Origin of the sequence: Streptomyces fractus (genome assembly GCF_049844455.1) — a bacterium.
GTDB classification, from domain to species: Bacteria; Actinomycetota; Actinomycetes; order Streptomycetales; family Streptomycetaceae; genus Streptomyces; species Streptomyces fractus.
Map to the genome: position 1 here is coordinate 5,512,695 of NZ_JBMYHI010000002.1, position 20,062 is coordinate 5,532,756.

11 protein-coding genes, 3 rRNA genes and 1 pseudogene are annotated in these 20,062 nt (G+C 67.0%); 10 read left to right on the top strand and 5 right to left on the bottom strand.

Annotated features, from left to right (window positions below; all coding sequences use genetic code 11):
- The first annotated feature begins 104 nt into the window (after positions 1–104).
- The 4 genes and pseudogenes from ACP4E5_RS26980 to ACP4E5_RS26995 all read left to right on the top strand — a co-directional run bounded on the left by ACP4E5_RS26980 (position 105) and on the right by ACP4E5_RS26995 (position 3,732).
- Positions 105–275, top strand: a complete 171-nt coding sequence (locus ACP4E5_RS26980) for a Trm112 family protein (RefSeq protein WP_266710935.1) — start codon at positions 105–107, stop codon at positions 273–275.
- A gap of 37 nt (positions 276–312) precedes the next feature.
- A complete protein-coding gene (locus ACP4E5_RS26985) occupies positions 313–1,440 on the top strand; it encodes an SIS domain-containing protein (RefSeq protein ID WP_425832992.1) in 1,128 nt (375 codons plus the stop codon).
- A 78-nt stretch (positions 1,441–1,518) separates the two neighbouring features.
- Positions 1,519–2,669 (top strand): annotated as a pseudogene (gene manA, locus ACP4E5_RS26990) (mannose-6-phosphate isomerase, class I).
- 85 nt (positions 2,670–2,754) lie between these two features.
- Complete coding sequence (locus ACP4E5_RS26995; RefSeq protein WP_425832994.1) at positions 2,755–3,732, top strand: cation diffusion facilitator family transporter; 978 nt, start codon at positions 2,755–2,757, stop codon at positions 3,730–3,732.
- Positions 3,733–3,816: 84 nt separating this feature from the next.
- On the opposite strand, the gene ACP4E5_RS27000 is transcribed toward ACP4E5_RS26995, so the two are convergent.
- The gene (locus tag ACP4E5_RS27000; protein WP_425832996.1) at positions 3,817–5,925 is read right to left on the bottom strand and encodes a fructose-specific PTS transporter subunit EIIC; all 2,109 of its coding nucleotides are present in this window, start codon (positions 5,923–5,925) and stop codon (positions 3,817–3,819) included.
- 396 nt (positions 5,926–6,321) lie between these two features.
- Between ACP4E5_RS27000 and ahcY the strand changes: the two genes are divergently transcribed.
- Positions 6,322–7,785 carry an adenosylhomocysteinase gene (gene ahcY / locus ACP4E5_RS27005; RefSeq protein WP_425832998.1) on the top strand — a complete coding sequence of 488 codons (1,464 nt, stop codon included), beginning with the start codon at positions 6,322–6,324 and terminating at the stop codon, positions 7,783–7,785.
- A 241-nt stretch (positions 7,786–8,026) separates the two neighbouring features.
- Positions 8,027–8,641 (top strand): hypothetical protein, encoded by a 615-nt coding sequence (locus ACP4E5_RS27010; RefSeq protein WP_425833000.1) that lies wholly within the window; start codon positions 8,027–8,029, stop codon positions 8,639–8,641.
- Positions 8,642–8,651: 10 nt separating this feature from the next.
- On the opposite strand, the gene ACP4E5_RS27015 is transcribed toward ACP4E5_RS27010, so the two are convergent.
- Positions 8,652–9,617, bottom strand: a complete 966-nt coding sequence (locus ACP4E5_RS27015; RefSeq protein ID WP_425833002.1) for an RDD family protein — start codon at positions 9,615–9,617, stop codon at positions 8,652–8,654.
- Positions 9,618–9,722: 105 nt separating this feature from the next.
- Here ACP4E5_RS27015 and ACP4E5_RS27020 point away from each other — a divergent pair, with 105 nt between their 5' ends.
- The 4 genes from ACP4E5_RS27020 to rrf all read left to right on the top strand — a co-directional run bounded on the left by ACP4E5_RS27020 (position 9,723) and on the right by rrf (position 16,452).
- Positions 9,723–10,730: a stage II sporulation protein M gene (locus ACP4E5_RS27020; RefSeq protein ID WP_425833004.1), complete on the top strand. Its 1,008-nt coding sequence runs from the start codon at positions 9,723–9,725 to the stop codon at positions 10,728–10,730.
- Between the two features lie 562 nt (positions 10,731–11,292).
- Positions 11,293–12,818, top strand: a 16S ribosomal RNA gene (locus ACP4E5_RS27025).
- A 303-nt stretch (positions 12,819–13,121) separates the two neighbouring features.
- Positions 13,122–16,244 (top strand): 23S ribosomal RNA (locus ACP4E5_RS27030).
- A 91-nt stretch (positions 16,245–16,335) separates the two neighbouring features.
- Positions 16,336–16,452, top strand: a 5S ribosomal RNA gene (gene rrf / locus ACP4E5_RS27035).
- Together the 16S, 23S and 5S rRNA genes form the textbook arrangement of a ribosomal RNA operon.
- A gap of 99 nt (positions 16,453–16,551) precedes the next feature.
- Here the strand turns inward: rrf and ACP4E5_RS27040 are convergent.
- The 3 genes from ACP4E5_RS27040 to ACP4E5_RS27050 are packed head-to-tail and all read right to left on the bottom strand — an operon-like array spanning position 16,552 to position 20,046.
- Positions 16,552–17,862, bottom strand: coding sequence for a DUF58 domain-containing protein (locus ACP4E5_RS27040; RefSeq protein WP_425833006.1), 1,311 nt, complete (start codon positions 17,860–17,862; stop codon positions 16,552–16,554).
- A 28-nt stretch (positions 17,863–17,890) separates the two neighbouring features.
- Positions 17,891–18,880, bottom strand: coding sequence for an AAA family ATPase (locus ACP4E5_RS27045; protein WP_425833008.1), 990 nt, complete (start codon positions 18,878–18,880; stop codon positions 17,891–17,893).
- Positions 18,880–20,046, bottom strand: coding sequence for a DUF4350 domain-containing protein (locus ACP4E5_RS27050; RefSeq protein WP_425841679.1), 1,167 nt, complete (start codon positions 20,044–20,046; stop codon positions 18,880–18,882). The genes ACP4E5_RS27045 and ACP4E5_RS27050 overlap by 1 nt, the downstream gene beginning before the upstream one ends.
- Between the last annotated feature and the right edge of the window lie 16 nt (positions 20,047–20,062).

The following is a 20,062-nucleotide window of genomic DNA, read 5'->3' on the forward strand; positions in this document are numbered from 1 at the left end:
GCGCCCCCGCCGGTAGGCTGGTGACTAGCGCCGCACCCCGGTCGGCCACCCGGCCACCACGCCCGTACGGCGCACTCGAACCCCACGTCCCCCCGGAGGGAACAATGCCGCTCGAAGCCGGCCTCCTGGAGATCCTCGCCTGCCCGGCCTGCCACGCCCCGCTCAAGGAGGCCGACGCCGAGCTGATCTGCACCGGCAAGGACTGCGGCCTGGCCTACCCGGTCCGCGACGGCATCCCCGTCCTCCTGATCGACGAGGCGCGCCGCCCCGCGTAACCCCCGAAAAGACGCCGCTCGCAGGAGGCCCGACGCCATGTTCGACGAAACGCTCCTGGACGACCCGGACGCGCTGGCCAGGGCCGACCGCCGCGGCCTGCTGCGCGGCGCCGCCGAGGCCGGCGCCCGCGTGCGCACCGCGGCCCGGCACGCGGCCGAGGCCGGCATCGCCGACCTGAAGCCAGACGGGCGCCCCCGCGCCGTCCTGATCGCGGGCCCCGGCACGGCCGCCGTGGGCGTCGCCGACCTCATCGGGCGCCTGGCCGGCGCGGCCTCCCCGGTCGTCCGCCTGCGCCCCACCGGCGTGGCCGCCGCGTCGGGCGCGCTGCGCTGGGAGCTGCCGGGCTGGGCGGGCTCGGTCGACCTCCTCCTGATCGCCACCCCGGACGGCACGGAGCCGAGCCTCTCGCTCCTCGTCGAGCAGGCGTACCGCCGCGGCGTCACGGCCGTCGCGGTCTGCCCCTCCGGCGCCCCGCTGACCGAGTCGGTCGCGGCGGCGCACGGCCTGTACGTACCGATGGCCACGGCCCCGTACGAGCAGGACGAACCCGCGGCCGCCTCCGCGCCGGGCGCGCTCTGGGCGCTGCTCACGCCCCTCCTCGCGCTCCTCGACCGCACGGGCCTGCTGACCGCGGAGCCGGAGACGCTCGAAAAGGTCGCCGACCGCCTCGACCAGGTCGCCGAGCGCTGCGGCCCGGCCATCGCCACGTACAGCAACCCGGCCAAGACGCTCGCCGCCGAGCTCGCCGAGGCGCTCCCGCTGATCTGGACCGAGGGGGCCGCGGCGGGCCCGGCGGGCCGTCGCTTCGCCGCCGCCCTCGCCGAGCTGGCCGGGCGCGCCGCGCTCGCCGCCGACCTGCCCGAGGCGATGCCCGCCCACGGCGCGCTCCTCACCGGCGACCTGGCCGCGGGCGCCGACCCCGACGACTTCTTCCGCGACCGCGTCGAGGAGGTCCAGATGATGCGCGCCCGCGTCGTCCTGCTGCGCGACCGGCCCGCCGGCGGCCTCACCGCAGCGCCCGCCGCCCGCGAACTCGCGCTCTCGCACGACATCGCCATCAGCGAGCTGGAACCGGAGGAGGGCAGCGACCTGGAGACCCTCGCGGAGCTGATCGCCGTCACGGATTTCGCCGCCGTTTACCTGGGACTCGCCTCGCGGGCCTGACCCGGACCGACCCTTTCCCCGGCCGGCCGACGGCGCCCGGCCGCCCCGCCCTGGACCGCGTACCGAAAGAACCCCCTCATGGACCGCCTCACCAACACCATCCGCCCCTACGCCTGGGGCTCCACCACCGCCATCCCGCAGCTCATCGGCGCAAGCCCGACCGGTGAACCGCAGGCGGAGATGTGGATGGGCGCGCACCCCGGCGCCCCCTCGCGCACCGAGCGCGGCCCGCTGAACGAGGTCATCGACGCGCACCCGGAGACGGAGCTCGGGCCCCGGGCCGTCGACAAGTTCGGCCCCCGCCTCCCGTTCCTCCTCAAGCTGCTCGCCGCCGGCGCCCCCTCTCTCTCCAGGTGCACCCCAACCTCCAGCAGGCGAAGGAGGGTTACGAGGACGAGGAGAAGCGCGGCGTCCCGATCGACGCCCCGCACCGCAACTACAAGGACGCCAATCACAAGCCCGAACTGATCTGCGCCCTCACGCCGTTCGACGGCCTGTGCGGATTCCGCGCGCCCGAGGAAGCGGCCCAGCTGCTCGAAGGCCTCGGCGTCGACAGCCTCAAGCCGTACGCCGATCTGCTGCGCGCCCACCCCGAAGAGGCCGCGCTGCGCGAGGTCCTGACCGCCGTACTGAGCGCGGACCCGGCCGACATGGAGCGCACGGTCTCCGAGGCCACCGCCGCCGCCCAGCGCCTCGGCGGCGCCTACGAGCCGTACGCGGGCATCGCCCACCACTACCCCGGCGACCCGGGCGTCATCGCGGCGATGCTGCTCAACCACGTCCAACTGCAGCCCGGCGAGGCCCTGTTCCTCGGTGCGGGCGTCCCGCACGCCTACCTCGACGGCCTCGGCGTCGAGATCATGGCCAACTCGGACAACGTGCTGCGCTGCGGCCTCACCCCCAAGCACGTCGACGTCCTCGAACTGCTGCGCATCGTCCGCTTCGAGGCCACCGACCCCGGCGTGCTGCGCCCCGAGGCCTCGCCCGACGGTGAAGAGGTCTACGACACCCCCATCGACGAGTTCCGTCTCTCGCGCTTCGTCCTGCCCGAGGGCGGCGCGGACCACGACCTGACGGCCGCGACACCGCAGATCCTGCTGTGCACGGCGGGCACCGTCCGGGTCGGCGAACTCGCGCTCGCACCGGGCGAGTCGGCCTTCGTCCCGGCGGAAGAAAAGGTGAATGTGTCCGGATCCGGCACGGTTTTCCGTGCGACCGTGGTGGCCTGAGAGGCACCTGCGACGTCCCGTGCTGCAACAATGACCCACCGCGCACGGGACCTACGTAGAACCTCGAAAGGACACCAGGAACGACATGAGTGCTTCAGGCGGAGCCAAGGCGATCGTGGCGGCGCTGGCCGCCAACCTAGCGATCGCGGTAGCGAAATTCGTGGCGTTCCTCTTCAGCGGATCCTCGTCGATGCTCGCCGAGGCAGTCCACTCGCTCGCGGACTCGGGCAACCAGTTCCTGCTGCTGATCGGCGGCAAGAAGGCCCAGCGCGAGGCGACCCCGCAACACCCCTTCGGGTACGGACGCGAGCGCTACATCTACGCCTTCCTGGTGTCGATCGTGCTCTTCTCCGTCGGTGGCATGTTCGCCGTCTACGAAGGCTACGAAAAGATCAAGCACCCGCACGATCTGGAGCACTGGTACTGGCCGGTCGGCGTGCTGGTCTTCGCGATCCTCGCCGAGGGCTTCTCGTTCCGTACGGCCATCAAGGAGTCCAACGCACTGCGCGGCAAGCTCTCCTGGGGCCAGTTCATCAAGCGTGCCAAGGCGCCTGAGCTGCCGGTCGTCCTCCTGGAGGACTTCGGCGCGCTCATCGGTCTGGTCCTCGCGCTGCTTGGTGTCGGCCTGACCCTCGCCACCGGCGACGCCGTCTGGGACGGCATCGGCACGCTCTGCATCGGCATCCTGCTGATCGCCATCGCGATCATCCTCGCCCTGGAGACCAAGTCGCTCCTGCTCGGCGAGGCCGCCGGCGCCGACGAGGTCGCGAAGATCGAGAAGGCCGTCGTCGACGGCGACACCGTCACCGGCCTGATCCACATGCGCACGCTCCACCTCGGCCCCGAGGAACTCCTCGTCGCCGCGAAGATCTCCGTGCAGCACGACGACACGGCCGCCGAGGTCGCCCGCGCCATAAACGACGCCGAGGCCCGCATCCGCGCCGCCGTCCCGATCGCCCGCGTCATCTACCTCGAGCCCGACATCTACAGCGAGACCGAGGCCGCGAAGGGCTCCGACCCGGAGGCCCGCCCCGGCGGCCCGACGCCGAGCACGGAGCACTGAGCGCTTCCTCTACGTAGATGGGGCCCGGCCGAGAATCTCGGCCGGGCCCCATCTACGTAGGACTGCGGTTACCGCGGATCGCGGCTACTTGACCTCGGAAAGCACCTCGAGGATCGCCGCATCGTCCGGCGCCGCCTGCAGCCGCGCCCGGAAGTCCGTGTCCATCAGCTTGCGCGACAGCAGCGCCAGAATCCGCAGGTGCTCGTCACCGGCGGCCGCCTCCGGCACCGAGATCATGAAGACGAGCCTGGCCTTCGTGCCGTCGAGCGAACCCCACTCGATGCCCTCGTCGGACCGCGCGAAGCAGACGACCGGGGCGGTCACCGCGTCCGTCTTGGCGTGCGGGATGGCGATCTCCTCGCCGAGCCCGGTCGTGCCCTGCTCCTCGCGCCGCAGCGCGGTCTGTACGAGCTCCTCGACGTCGGCGACCTTGCCGGTACCGGCGGCGAGGCCCGCCATCTCGCGGATGGCGGCTTCCTTGTCCTGCGCGTCCAGCTGCACCTTGACGGTCTGCGCGGTGAGGTAACCGGACAGGACCTCGGGCTCGGGCGCCTCGTCCTCGGCGGCGCCGGAGGCGGTCGCGGTCGCTGTGGCCGCCTGAAGCGAGGCGGTCGCCGACGCGGAGGCGACGGACGCCGTGGCGTGCGCCGGCTCGGGCGCGCTCTCGGCGGCGACGGCCGGAGTCGCACCGGCCGCGACGGCCTCGCCGGGCTTCGCGGAGTCGGCCGCGGCCTGCTTGGCGGCGGCACGCCGGTTGCTCACGCCGATGAGCGCGTTCGTCGTCAGGGCGGTGACCGCCGTACCCACGACGATCGCGACGAAGAACATCGCGAGACCGCCGATCGCGCCGAACACCGCGACGATCGGACCACCGTGCGGCACGGAGTCCTCGACCCCGGCCAGACCGGCGACCGCACCGGCGACCGCGCCACCCAGCATGTTCGCCGGGATGACCTGCGCCGGACGCGCCGCCGCGAACGGGATGGCACCTTCCGAGATGCCGAAGCACCCCATGAACAGCGCCGCGATACCGGCTTCGCGTTCCGCGTCCGTATAGAGCTTGCGGCGGATCATCGTGGCCAGGCCCTGGCCGAGCGGCATGACCGGGATGGCCGCGGCGGCCATGCCCATGACGGCGTTGTTCGTCCCGATCAGACCGACGGCGAACAGGAACGCGGTCTTGTTGACCGGCCCGCCCATGTCGAACGCGATCATGAGACCGATGAGCGCACCGAGCAGCACCGCGCTCGACCCGGTCATCCCGCCGAGGAAGTCGGTGAGATGCGTGAACACCCAGGAGATCGGCCCACCGAGGATGTAGATGAAGGCGAGGCCGACCGCCAGCGTGGACGCGATGGGCACCACGATGATCGGCATGATCGGCTGGATGGCCTTCGGGACCTTGATCTTCCGGATCGCGAGGACGATGTAGCCCGCGAGGAAACCGGTCACGATGGCGCCGAGGAAACCGGCGTTGGCGTCGGAGCCGTAGATGCTGGCGTCGGCGGCGAGGAAGCCGCCGATCATGCCCGGCACGAGTGCGGGGCGGTCACCGAGCGCGAAGGCGATGTAGCCGGAGAAGATCGGCAGCATCAGCTTGAAGCCGAGCGTGCCGAGCGCGTTGACGTTGAACCAGAACGTGTCCTTGGGGATCTGGATCCCGTCGGGCGTCGCGTGGCCGCCGATCGCCAGCGAGACGGCGATCAGCAGACCGCCGACGACGACGAACGGGATCATGAAGCTGACACCGTTCATCAGCGCCTTGTACGCCGCGCTGCGCTCCTTGCCGCCGGACGCCGCGGCCTGCTGCGCCGCACCGCCCTCCGAGCCGGCCACGGGCGCGTTCTGGACGCGCTCGATCAACTGATCGGGGTGGCTGATGCCCTCCGACACGCCGACCGAGAGCACCCGCTTACCTGCGAAGCGGGAGCGGTCGACGTCCTTGTCGGCGGCGATGATGATGCCGTCGGCGTCTTTGACATCGTTGTCGGTCAAGACGTTCCCGGCCCCGATGGACCCTTGCGTCTCCACCTTCATGTCGATGCCCGCGGCGTCCGCTGCCTGCTGCAGCTTCTCCGCCGCCATGTAGGTGTGCGCGATGCCGGTCGGACATGCGGTCACCGCGAGCAGCTTCAACTTCTTCTGCTGCTCGACGGCTCCTCCGCCCGCGTGGGGGTCGGCCGGACTGGTCACGTGGCTCTCCTTCAAGCGATCCGTGCAAGAGCGCGCAAATCTTGGCGGCTCTCCCAGCATGGTGCAACACATACGCACAGAGTCGACAGTTCAAAGGTCCCGGAACGGGTAGTCCGTTGTCAGGTATCCGACCGGATCGAGAGGCGGGGTGGGTTCGACTGAGCCGATCGGTGTAGCTTTGTACCGAGCCAGACGTCGCTGCTGATGGCGGTCGGGCGGCCCGTACGCCGGGTCGGCCGAGGGAGAGAGGGCCTCCGACGGACTGCGCTGCGAACGCCAGGGGACACTTGTGTCTCAGGACGCCGCAGGTCAGCCATGCGCGCAGCATCCCGTATCGCGGGCAGGCGCGTCAGCCCACCTCGACCGACTGCAACAGCACCGAGGAGCAGCTCACTTATGACTTCTGTCGCCAACCGACAGGACCAGGACTTCAAGGTCGCCGACCTCTCCCTCGCCGCCTTCGGCCGCAAGGAGATCACCCTCGCCGAGCACGAGATGCCCGGCCTCATGGCGATCCGCAAGGAGTACGCCGCCGCCCAGCCGCTCGCCGGCGCCCGCGTCACCGGCTCCCTCCACATGACGGTCCAGACGGCCGTCCTCATCGAGACCCTCGTCGCCCTCGGCGCCGAGGTCCGCTGGGCCTCCTGCAACATCTTCTCCACGCAGGACCACGCCGCCGCGGCCATCGCCGTCGGCCCGAACGGCACGCCGGACAACCCCCAGGGCATCCCGGTCTTCGCCTGGAAGGGCGAGACGCTGGAGGAGTACTGGTGGTGCACGGAGCAGGCCCTGACCTGGCCGAACACGCCCACCGGCGGCCCGAACATGATCCTCGACGACGGTGGTGACGCCACCCTCCTCGTCCACAAGGGCGTCGAGTACGAGAAGGACGGCAAGGTCCCCTCGGTCGACACCGCCGAGTCCGACGAGCACCGCGTCATCCTCCAGCTCCTGAACCGCACGATCTCGAACGGTTCGCAGAAGTGGACCCAGCTCTCCTCCGAGATCCGCGGCGTCACGGAAGAGACCACGACCGGCGTCCACCGCCTGTACGAGATGCAGCGCGACGGCGTCCTCCTGTTCCCGGCGATCAACGTGAACGACGCCGTGACCAAGTCGAAGTTCGACAACAAGTACGGCTGCCGCCACTCGCTCGTCGACGGCATCAACCGCGCCACGGACGTCCTCATCGGCGGCAAGACCGCCCTCGTCTGTGGCTACGGCGACGTGGGCAAGGGCTGCGCCGAGTCGCTGCGCGGCCAGGGCGCCCGCGTCATCGTCACCGAGGTCGACCCGATCTGCGCACTGCAGGCGGCGATGGACGGCTTCCAGGTCACGACGCTCGACGAGGTCGTCGACAAGGTCGACATCTTCGTCACGACGACCGGCAACAAGGACATCATCATGGCCTCGGACATGGCCAAGATGAAGCACCAGGCGATCGTCGGGAACATCGGCCACTTCGACAACGAGATCGACATGGCCGGCCTGGCGAAGATCGACGGCATCGTCAAGGACGAGGTCAAGCCGCAGGTCCACACCTGGACGTTCCCCGACGGCAAGGTCATCATCGTGCTGTCCGAGGGCCGCCTGCTGAACCTGGGCAACGCGACGGGCCACCCGTCCTTCGTGATGTCCAACTCGTTCGCGGACCAGACCCTCGCCCAGATCGAGCTCTTCACCAAGCCGACCGAGTACCCGACCGGCGTGTACGTGCTGCCCAAGCACCTGGACGAGAAGGTCGCCCGCCTCCACCTGGACGCGCTCGGCGTGAAGCTGACGACCCTCCGCCCGGAGCAGGCCTCGTACATCGGCGTCGAGGTCGAGGGCCCGTACAAGCCGGACCACTACCGCTACTGAGCACGCGCCCGCCGAGCACGCGTCCGCGGACCACGCGTCTGCGGACCACTCGACTCGGCGCCGCGCACCAGCCGCCCGCCGGCTGACCGCTTCGCAGGACAGGCCCCCGCACCCCCGTGTCGGGGGCCTGTCCCGTGTCCGCGCACACCGCTGGCTACGGTGGACACGTCCTTCGACGCCCCGCCGCCCCCGCACCCGACGGCGGCCGTCACCAGGCCAGACAGAGGACCCCACGAACGCCATGCCCCGCGGCCGATATTCGCTTCACGATCTGCACGATCACACCCCCCTCGGCGAAGAACACTTCCAGTGCGCGCCCGGCCCTTCCGGCTGGCGCTATGTAGCGCAACGGACCACCCCCTCCGGCGACCACGCCGGCTCGATCGACCTCGCCCTCGACGAACTCGGCCGCCCCATCCGCCTCGAACTGAACGCGGCGAGCTGGCAGGTGAGAGGTGCCGCCATCGACGGCGTCACATGGGTCCGCACCGACCCCACGGGCACTCACGCCACCGAAGGAAACGCCCCCGCGCACGCGTTCACGGGAACATCCCCCGCGTTCCTCATCGCCACCGCACGACTTCTCGGTCTCACCCGCACCTCCCCTCCGACCCGCGTCCGCCTCGTCGCCCTGACGGATCCCGTCCTCGCGCCCCTCACCGTGGACCAGTCCTGGACCTTGCTGAACAGCGAAGCACACGCCACTGACAACGGGCCTCTGACCGTGGACGAATACCAGGTCACAGCCCTGGACACGGGGGAGCAGCAGGCGGTCCACATCAGCGGCGACGTGGTCCTCGCGGCCCCCGGCATCGAGCTGGAGGACCTCGAGACCCCGCCGTCGGTCTTCCGCTGACGCCGCGTGCTCAGGCCGGCGGCACGAACCCGGTGGCCGGCCCGCCCGAACTCCCGGATCCCGCTGGGGGGTTGCCCACGGGGCCCGGCGCGGGGGCCGGAGGAACGGTAGGAGTGGGAGGAGCGAGCGGACCCGCGGGCGGCACCGGCCCTGCGGCCCCCGCGTATCCGCCGTACGGCCCGGGCGCGGCACCAGCCACGGCCGAAGCCCCCTGACCACCCGCGGCACCCGCTCCGAACGCCCGCTGGGCCTCCCGCGACTGCCGCTCGTGGGTCACGGCCGCCAAGAACGCGGCGGGCGGCATGTCACTCGGCACCGACGTCCCCGTGTGCGCGGCGAGTTCGTTCGCGAGCCGCTCGGCCACCCCCCACCCGACCTGCGGATCCAACTGCCCCATCCGCGTCAGGTACTGCCGCACCGCGAGCCACAGCCCCTCCGGCACGGCCGACAGATCCAGCTCGGCGAACCTCCCCACCAGCCACGGCGGCGGAGGCGGCACGGACGCCAACTGCCCGGCCGGCACCCTCTCCCGTACGACGAGGGTCCCGGCGAACACGTCCCCGACCCGCCGCCCCCGCGCGGACACGAGCGAAGCGATGCAGGCCACGATGCCGAAGGTCATGAGGATCTCCACGACCCCGACGGCCCCCCGCACCAACGCGTGCCGGAACCGGATCGGCCCACCGTCGTCCCGCACGACGCGCAGCCCGCACGCGAGCTTCCCCAGCGACCGCCCATGGCTCAACGTCTCCACGGCGATCGGGACTCCGACCAGCACCAACAGAAACGTCCCCACCGCGACGGCCGCGCCCGCGGCCTCGTCGAGCGAGGCAGTCGCAGCCGTGACCGCCATGGTCACCACGATGTAGACGGCGAACGCCACCGCCAGATCGATGAACACGGCGAGCGCCCGACTCGGCAACTTCGCGGGCCGCAGCTCCAGCGCCACCGCTTCCCCCGTCACCAGCTCACTCACGCCGGCCACCCACCCTTCAACGAGCTGCCCCAGGAACCGCCAGTCTGCCAAGCTGAAGGACCATCGCGCCTTACAGGTGCCGGAAACCGAGGAGCAGCAGACCGGATGGACCTCGACGTCTTCGTGTCCGCCCACCGGGCCGAGTGGGACCGACTGGACGCTCTGCTGCGCCGCCGACGCCGGCTCACCGGCACAGAGGCGGACGAACTGGTGAGCCTGTACCAGCGCACCGCCACCCACCTCTCGCTCATCCAGTCGAGCGCACCTGATCCCCGGGTGGTCGGCCGCCTCACTCAACTCGTGGCCCGCGCGCGTAGTGCCGTGACGGGCACCCGCCGCGCTTCATGGCGCGACGTGACGCACTTCCTGACCCACGGTTTCCCGGCAGCGGTTTACAGGGCGCGTCACTGGTGGGCCCCCACCGCGCTGCTGTCGACCGCGATAGCCGCCCTCATCGGCTGGTGGATCGGCACCCACCCCGATGTCCAGGCCTCCATCGCGGCCCCCGCCGACCTCCGCGAGATGACGCGCCCCGGAGGCCAGTACGAGACCTACTACTCGAGCCACCCGGCTGCCTCGTTCGCCGCCCAGGTCTGGACGAACAACGCTCAGGCCGCCGCCATGTGCCTGGTTCTGGGCATCTTCCTGGGCCTGCCGGTCCTGTGGATCCTCTTCCAGAACATGCTCAACGTAGGTGTGGGCATCGGCCTGATGGCCTCCGCCGGCCGCCTCGACACCTTCCTCGGTCTGATCCTCCCGCACGGCCTGCTCGAACTGACCGCGGTCTTCGTCGCGGCAGGTACCGGACTGCGCCTCGGCTGGACAGTGATCGACCCGGGCCCCCGCACCCGCAGAACGGCCCTCGCCGAAGAGGCCCGAGCCGCTCTCGGCATGGCCATCGGCCTGGCCCTGGTCCTCTTCATCTCCGGAGCCATCGAAGGCTTCGTCACCCCCTCCGGCCTCCCGACCTGGGCCCGCATCGGTATCGGCATCGCGGCAGAGCTGGCATTCCTTGCGTACGTCTATGTCCTCGGCGGCCGTGCGGTCCGTGAGGGCGAAACGGGCGATCTCGCCACGGACGAGCGCAGCGCGCTGCTTCCCACGGCCGCCTGATGTGCGAGAGCCCCGCTGACCTGCTAGTCTCCTCTTCGCCCCGGAAAGACCGTTGACACGGCCAGACCGGGGAGGTAGATTCGAACAGTTGCCCCGAACTAGACAGGTTCGATTGCAACGGCTAGTATCTAGCGCGCTTCACGAAATTCAATTCTTTCGAGAAGCCCCTCCCGATTAATCGGAAACCCTGAGCCGGTCAGCCCGGCCCAAAACTTCTGATAAAGTCGGCACCGCCGAAAGGCAAAGGCCCTCCAACGGCCACCGGAAATGAAATCCGCACCGGAAACGGAACGGAAAACGGATCTGGTAAGGTTGGAAACACGAAATACCGAAGGGAAGCGCCCGGAGGAAAGCCCGAGAGGGTGAGTACAAAGGAAGCGTCCGTTCCTTGAGAACTCAACAGCGTGCCAAAAATCAACGCCAGATATGTTGATACCCCGTCTCCAGCGTCTGCTGGGGATGAGGTTCCTTTGTAAAAAACACAGCGAGGACGCTGTGAACGGTCGGACTATTCCTCCGACTGTTCCGCTCTCGTGTGTGTCGCCCCGATAACGGGGAAACATTCACGGAGAGTTTGATCCTGGCTCAGGACGAACGCTGGCGGCGTGCTTAACACATGCAAGTCGAACGATGAAGCCCTTCGGGGTGGATTAGTGGCGAACGGGTGAGTAACACGTGGGCAATCTGCCCTTCACTCTGGGACAAGCCTTGGAAACGAGGTCTAATACCGGATAACACTCCTGTCCTCCTGGATGGGGGTTAAAAGCTCCGGCGGTGAAGGATGAGCCCGCGGCCTATCAGCTTGTTGGTGAGGTAATGGCTCACCAAGGCGACGACGGGTAGCCGGCCTGAGAGGGCGACCGGCCACACTGGGACTGAGACACGGCCCAGACTCCTACGGGAGGCAGCAGTGGGGAATATTGCACAATGGGCGAAAGCCTGATGCAGCGACGCCGCGTGAGGGATGACGGCCTTCGGGTTGTAAACCTCTTTCAGCAGGGAAGAAGCGAAAGTGACGGTACCTGCAGAAGAAGCGCCGGCTAACTACGTGCCAGCAGCCGCGGTAATACGTAGGGCGCAAGCGTTGTCCGGAATTATTGGGCGTAAAGAGCTCGTAGGCGGCTTGTCACGTCGATTGTGAAAGCTCGGGGCTTAACCCCGAGTCTGCAGTCGATACGGGCTAGCTAGAGTGTGGTAGGGGAGATCGGAATTCCTGGTGTAGCGGTGAAATGCGCAGATATCAGGAGGAACACCGGTGGCGAAGGCGGATCTCTGGGCCATTACTGACGCTGAGGAGCGAAAGCGTGGGGAGCGAACAGGATTAGATACCCTGGTAGTCCACGCCGTAAACGGTGGGCACTAGGTGTGGGCAACATTCCACGTTGTCCGCGCCGCAGCTAACGCATTAAGTGCCCCGCCTGGGGAGTACGGCCGCAAGGCTAAAACTCAAAGGAATTGACGGGGGCCCGCACAAGCAGCGGAGCATGTGGCTTAATTCGACGCAACGCGAAGAACCTTACCAAGGCTTGACATACACCGGAAACGTCCAGAGATGGGCGCCCCCTTGTGGTCGGTGTACAGGTGGTGCATGGCTGTCGTCAGCTCGTGTCGTGAGATGTTGGGTTAAGTCCCGCAACGAGCGCAACCCTTGTTCTGTGTTGCCAGCATGCCCTTCGGGGTGATGGGGACTCACAGGAGACCGCCGGGGTCAACTCGGAGGAAGGTGGGGACGACGTCAAGTCATCATGCCCCTTATGTCTTGGGCTGCACACGTGCTACAATGGCCGATACAATGAGCTGCGATACCGCAAGGTGGAGCGAATCTCAAAAAGTCGGTCTCAGTTCGGATTGGGGTCTGCAACTCGACCCCATGAAGTTGGAGTTGCTAGTAATCGCAGATCAGCATTGCTGCGGTGAATACGTTCCCGGGCCTTGTACACACCGCCCGTCACGTCACGAAAGTCGGTAACACCCGAAGCCGGTGGCCCAACCCCTTGTGGGAGGGAGCTGTCGAAGGTGGGACTGGCGATTGGGACGAAGTCGTAACAAGGTAGCCGTACCGGAAGGTGCGGCTGGATCACCTCCTTTCTAAGGAGCACTTCTTACCGAGTCCTTCGGGACGAGGTCAGAGGCCAGTTCATCAGCGAACGTCTGATGCTGGTTGCTCATGGGTGGAACGTTGATTATTCGGCACGATTGGTTGGCTTCACTAGTACTGCTTCGGCGTGGAACGTGTGAGTGAACTGGTCGGGCCGGGCACGCTGTTGGGTATCTGAGGGTACGGATTTGATCCCGACCTCAATGCCGGCCCCGGTGAAGCGCCAAGGTTCTTGGTGTGTGACGGGTGGTTGGTCGTTGTTTGAGAACTGCACAGTGGACGCGAGCATCTGTGGCCAAGTTTTTAAGGGCGCACGGTGGATGCCTTGGTACCAGGAACCGATGAAGGACGTGGGAGGCCACGATAGTCCCCGGGGAGTCGTCAACCAGGCTTTGATCCGGGGGTTTCCGAATGGGGAAACCCGGCAGTCGTCATGGGCTGTCACCCGCTGCTGAATATATAGGCAGTGTGGAGGGAACGCGGGGAAGTGAAACATCTCAGTACCCGCAGGAAGAGAAAACAACCGTGATTCCGGGAGTAGTGGCGAGCGAAACTGGATGAGGCCAAACCGTATACGTGTGAGACCCGGCAGGGGTTGCGTGTACGGGGTTGTGGGATCTCTCTTCTGTCGTCTGCCGGCGACAGGACGAGTAAGAAACCGTTGATGTAGGCGAAGGACATGCGAAAGGTCCGGCGTAGAGGGTAAGACCCCCGTAGTCGAAACATTAGCGGCTCGTTTGAGAGACACCCAAGTAGCACGGGGCCCGAGAAATCCTGTGTGAATCTGGCGGGACCACCCGTTAAGCCTAAATATTCCCTGGTGACCGATAGCGGATAGTACCGTGAGGGAATGGTGAAAAGTACCGCGGGAGCGGAGTGAAATAGTACCTGAAACCGTGTGCCTACAAGCCGTGGGAGCGTCGCGCATTGAGTTTACTCAATGCGTCGTGACTGCGTGCCTTTTGAAGAATGAGCCTGCGAGTTTGCGGTGTGTTGCGAGGTTAACCCGTGTGGGGAAGCCGTAGCGAAAGCGAGTCCGAACAGGGCGATTCAGTAGCGCGCTCAAGACCCGAAGCGGAGTGATCTAGCCATGGGCAGGTTGAAGCGGAGGTAAGACTTCGTGGAGGACCGAACCCACCAGGGTTGAAAACCTGGGGGATGACCTGTGGTTAGGGGTGAAAGGCCAATCAAACTCCGTGATAGCTGGTTCTCCCCGAAATGCATTTAGGTGCAGCGTCGTGTGTTTCTTGCCGGAGGTAGAGCACTGGATAGGCGATGGGCCCTACCGGGTTACTGACCTTAGCCAAACTCCGAATGCCGGTAAGTGAGAGCACGGCAGTGAGACTGTGGGGGATAAGCTCCATGGTCGAGAGGGAAACAGCCCAGAGCATCGACTAAGGCCCCTAAGCGTACGCTAAGTGGGAAAGGATGTGGAGTCGCAGAGACAACCAGGAGGTTGGCTTAGAAGCAGCCACCCTTGAAAGAGTGCGTAATAGCTCACTGGTCAAGTGATTCCGCGCCGACAATGTAGCGGGGCTCAAGCGTACCGCCGAAGTCGTGTCATTCATACAACAGCCCCAACGGGTGTGTGGATGGGTAGGGGAGCGTCGTGTGCCGGGTGAAGCAGCACCGGAAGGTAGTTGTGGACGGTTCACGAGTGAGAATGCAGGCATGAGTAGCGATACACACGTGAGAAACGTGTGCGCCGATTGACTAAGGGTTCCTGGGTCAAGCTGATCTGCCCAGGGTAAGTCGGGACCTAAGGCGAGGCCGACAGGCGTAGTCGATGGATAACCGGTTGATATTCCGGTACCCGCTGTGACGCGAAAGACATCGAATCCAGTGATGCTAAGGCCGTGAAGCCGTTCCGGACCCTTCGGGGAATGGAAAGTGGTGGAGCCGCCGGTCCAAGCTGGTAGTAGGTGAGCGATGGGGTGACGCAGGAAGGTAGTCCAGCCCGGGCGATGGTAGTCCCGGGGTAAGGGTGTAGGCCGTGCGGTAGGTAAATCCGTCGCACACAAGGCTGAGACCTGATGCCGAGCCGATTGTGGTGAAGTGGATGATCCTATGCTGTCGAGAAAAGCCTCTAGCGAGTTTCATGGCGGCCCGTACCCTAAACCGACTCAGGTGGTCAGGTAGAGAATACCGAGGCGTTCGGGTGAACTATGGTTAAGGAACTCGGCAAAATGCCCCCGTAACTTCGGGAGAAGGGGGGCCATTCCTGGTGATGAGTCTTGCACTCTGAGCTGGGGGTGGCCGCAGAGACCAGCGAGAAGCGACTGTTTACTAAAAACACAGGTCCGTGCGAAGCCGTAAGGCGATGTATACGGACTGACGCCTGCCCGGTGCTGGAACGTTAAGGGGACCGGTTAGTCACATTTCGGTGTGGCGAAGCTGAGAACTTAAGCGCCAGTAAACGGCGGTGGTAACTATAACCATCCTAAGGTAGCGAAATTCCTTGTCGGGTAAGTTCCGACCTGCACGAATGGCGTAACGACTTCTCGACTGTCTCAACCATAGGCCCGGTGAAATTGCACTACGAGTAAAGATGCTCGTTTCGCGCAGAAGGACGGAAAGACCCCGGGACCTTTACTATAGTTTGATATTGGTGTTCGGTTCGGCTTGTGTAGGATAGGTGGGAGACTGTGAACCCTGGACGCCAGTTCAGGGGGAGTCGTCGTTGAAATACCACTCTGGTCGTGCTGGATGTCTAACCTGGGTCCGTGATCCGGATCAGGGACAGTGTCTGATGGGTAGTTTAACTGGGGCGGTTGCCTCCCAAAGAGTAACGGAGGCGCCCAAAGGTTCCCTCAGCCTGGTTGGTAATCAGGTGTTGAGTGTAAGTGCACAAGGGAGCTTGACTGTGAGACCGACGGGTCGAGCAGGGACGAAAGTCGGGACTAGTGATCCGGCGGTGGCTTGTGGAAGCGCCGTCGCTCAACGGATAAAAGGTACCCCGGGGATAACAGGCTGATCTTCCCCAAGAGTCCATATCGACGGGATGGTTTGGCACCTCGATGTCGGCTCGTCGCATCCTGGGGCTGGAGTCGGTCCCAAGGGTTGGGCTGTTCGCCCATTAAAGCGGTACGCGAGCTGGGTTTAGAACGTCGTGAGACAGTTCGGTCCCTATCCTCTGTGCGCGTAGGAATATTGAGAAGGGCTGTCCCTAGTACGAGAGGACCGGGACGGACGAACCTCTGGTGTGCCAGTTGTCCTGCCAAGGGCATGGCTGGTTGGCTACGTTCGGAAAGGATAACCGCTGAAAGCATCTAAGCGGGAAGCCTGCTTCGAGATGAGTATTCCCACCCCCTTTGAGGGGTTAAGGCTCCCAGTAGACGACTGGGTTGATAGGCCGGATCTGGAAGCACCGTAAGGTGTGGAGGTGACCGGTACTAATAGGCCGAGGGCTTGTCCTCAGTTGCTCGCGTCCACTGTGTTGGTTCTGAAACCACGAACAACCCCGTATGTCGGGCCACGACTACGGTGCGGTTGACAGTTTCATAGTGTTTCGGTGGTCATAGCGTGAGGGAAACGCCCGGTTACATTCCGAACCCGGAAGCTAAGCCTCACAGCGCCGATGGTACTGCAGGGGGGACCCTGTGGGAGAGTAGGACGCCGCCGAACTAATTTTAGAGAAAAGCCCGGACCGGGATACGGTCCGGGCTTTTCTGCGTTTAAGGGTCCTAGGAATTGGGTGCCGCCCAGCGGCGCGTGCTCATTGCGTCAAAGGCGGCCGGCGGATTTCAGAGACAGGTAGGCGTCTGCGAGGGCTGGGGCCAAATCGGATGGCGTGGCATCCACGACGGTGACGCCATGGCGGGTGAGTTGTTCGGCGGTGCGTAGCCGCTCGGCCTTGGCCTGGGCTGCGGAGGCGGCATCGTAGATGGCTTCTGTGGTGCCCCGTGCTGATGTCATCGATTCGATTTTCGGGTCGGCAACCGATGCCAGCACGACTGTGTGACGTTTCGTGAGGCGCGAGAGTACGGGGAGGAGGACCTCTTCGATGGGGGCCGCGTCCAAGGACGTAAGAAGGACGATGAGGGAACGGCGGTGCGCTGTGTGCAGTGCTGTTGCCGTGAGGCCGCGGGCGTCTGTTTCGATCAGTTCTGGTTCCAGGGGAGCCATGGCGTTGACCAGGGCGGGCAGGACGTCGCCTGCGGTGCGGCCCTGGACCAGGGCGCGGGTCCGGCGATCGTAGGCGAGCAGGTCCACGCGGTCGCCGGCGCGGGAGGCCAGGGCGCCCAAGAGGAGCGCGGCGTCCATGGAGGCGTCGAGGCGCGGGGCGTCGCCGACTCGGCCGGCGGAAGTGCGGCCGGTGTCGAGGACGAGCAGGATGTGGCGGTCGCGCTCCGGGCGCCAGGTGCGGACGGCCACCGCGGAGTGGCGGGCCGTTGCGCGCCAGTCGATGGAGCGGGTGTCGTCTCCGGGAACGTACTCGCGGAGGCTGTCGAATTCTGTGCCCTCGCCCCTGGTCAACACGCTGGTGCGGCCGTCGAGTTCGCGGAGGCGGGCCAGCTTGGAGGGGAGGTGTTTGCGGCTGTGGAAGGGCGGCAGGACGCGGACCGTCCAGGGGACCCGGTGTGTGCCCTGGCGGGTGAACAGGCCGAGGGGGCCGTAGGAGCGGATGGTGACGCGGTCGGCTGTGCGGTCGCCTCTGCGGGTGGGCTGGAGGCGGGTCGTGACGCGGCGGCGTTCGCCCGCGGGGATGTTCACGCGGTGGCGGGACGACTCGTATTCCATGCCGGAATGCCAACTGCTCGGCGGCCAGGCGTCGCGGAGGGCGGCGCGCAAGGGGCGGCGCGAGGGGTTGGTGACCGTGAGGGTGACGTCGGCCGGGGTCCCTAGACGTACGGAGGTGTCGCCGGAGCGGGTCAGGCGCAGGCGGCGTACGGGGGCGGCCAGGGCGAAGTCGCAGGCGCAGGCCAGGGCCAGCGGGGTGTTGACGGCCAGGATGCCCGTCCAGCTGGGCTCCCAGATGCCGATGGGGAGGGAGCCGAGTGCCGCGAGTAGGGCAGTGCGTCCGGTGAGGGCCATGTCGTGTCGTCCTACGTTGTGCGTCGGGTCAGCGGGGGACGGGGACGTGGGTCAGGATCGCGTTGATGACGGAATCCGGGGTGACGCCCTCCATTTCGGCCTCCGGGCGCAGTTGGATGCGGTGGCGGAGGGTGGGGAGGGCCAGGGCTTTGACGTCGTCGGGGGTGACGTAGTCGCGGCCGGTCAGCCAGGCCCAGGCGCGGGCCGTGGCGAGGAGGGCCGTGGCTCCTCGCGGGGAGACACCGAGGGTGAGCGACGGGGATTCGCGGGTCGCTCGGCAGATGTCGACTACGTAGGCGGTGATCTCGGGGGAGACGGTCGTCTTGGCGACTGCCGTGCGGGCCGTCTCGAGGTCGGCCGCCGTGGCCACCGGGCGGATGCCTGCCGCCCGCAGGTCGCGGGGGTTGAAGCCGGAGGCATGGCGGGTCAGGACGTCGATCTCGTCCTGGCGGGTGGGCAGCGGAACGTTCAACTTGAGGAGGAAGCGGTCCAGTTGGGCCTCGGGGAGGGGGTAGGTGCCCTCGTACTCGACGGGGTTCTGGGTCGCGACCACCATGAACGGGTCCGGGAGGGGGCGTGCCGTGCCGTCCACGGTCACCTGGCGTTCCTCCATCGCTTCGAGGAGGGAGGACTGGGTCTTGGGCGGCGTGCGGTTGATTTCGTCCGCGAGGACGAGGTTGGTGAAGATCGGGCCCGGCTGGAAGGAGAAGCGGGCGGTGTTGGTGTCGTAGACCAGCGAGCCCGTCACGTCGCTGGGCATCAGGTCGGGGGTGAACTGCACGCGCTTCGTGTCGAGTTCGAGGGACGAGGCGAGGGCGCGTACGAGGAGGGTCTTGGCGACGCCGGGCACGCCTTCGAGGAGGACGTGGCCGCGGCAGAGCAGGGCCACGACCAGGCCCGTGACGGTGGAGTCCTGGCCGACCACGGCCTTGGCGATCTCCGTGCGCAGGGCTTCCAAAGACGCCCTTGAGCTGCGGGGATCGGTCGTGGGCCCGGCGTTGTCAGTGGTCGGGTCCATCATGGGTTCCGTACCTCACTTTCGAGGGCGTCGAGGTGGTCGGCGAGTGCGATGAGCGCCGCGTCGGTCGCGGGTGGCGGGCCGAAGAGGAGGGTGTGCGGGTCCCTGGCGGGCGTGGGGAGTTGGCGTGCCAGGGCCGGGAGGAAGGTCTCGGGCGAGTGTGCCTGGGAGACGGGGATGCCGATGAGAGGGGCCAAGCGCGTGCGGGTGGAGATACGCAGGGCTGTGGCGGCGCGGTCGCGGGCGTTCGCCTTGCGGTAGAGGCGGGCGCGGCCTTCGACGGTTTCGGAGGCGCGGATCGCGACGGGCAGGCGTTCCTGGACCAGGGGGCCCAGACGGCGTGCGCGCCACAGCGCGGCCAGTGCTGCCGCGATGAAGAGCTGAAGTGTGCCCCAGAGCCAGCCCTTGGGGATCAGGTCGACGAAGCTGCGGTCGTTCTGTGCGCCGTCCGCTGCCGAGTCGTCGGAGAGGGAGGGGAGGTACCAGACCACATGAGGGCGCGAACCGAGGAGTTGAAGGGCGAGCGAGGCGTTGCCCTGTTCGTCGAGGCGGTCGTTGAGAAGGATGTCGGGGGCGCCGAGGACGATGGTGTCGCCTGTGCCGGAAGGGGACGGCAGGCGCAGGAGCGTGGGGGAGCCGTAGCTCGGGTAACAGGAGTCGGCGCCGGTGAGCGTCGTGCTGTAGCGGTGGCCGCCGGTGTTCGCGGGGCCGGCGCGGCGGGCCTCGGGCAGCGTGCAGCCGGGCGCGAGGGGCTTGTCGGCGGCGGGTTCGGGGTCGGTGGCGACGCCGGGCGTCAGCACGTCGGCCGCGGCGGCGCCGGGGGCGACGAGGAGCGTGCGGCCTCCGGAGTCGGCGGTGGCGGCCCGGAGCCGGGACTGCTGGTGGGCCGTGAGCCGGTCGGGCGCGGCGACCAGGAGGGTCGTGTCGGGGCCTGCCGCCGCGCGGGCGTCGGCGGTCGTGGTGACCACGCGCGTGTCGACACCCCGGGCGGCGAGGAGTTCGGCGACGGCGCGGCTGCCTCGCTCGTCGCCGGAGCGCGGATCGAGGGCACCGTGCTGGTCACCGGAGCGGACCACCGCGATGATCACGGCTGCGGCCAAGAGGAAGACCAGGGCCAGGGCGATGCCGCGGGTGCGGGTCCAGATCTGGCGGGCGGTCGGCGTGATGGAGGTGGTGCCGTCG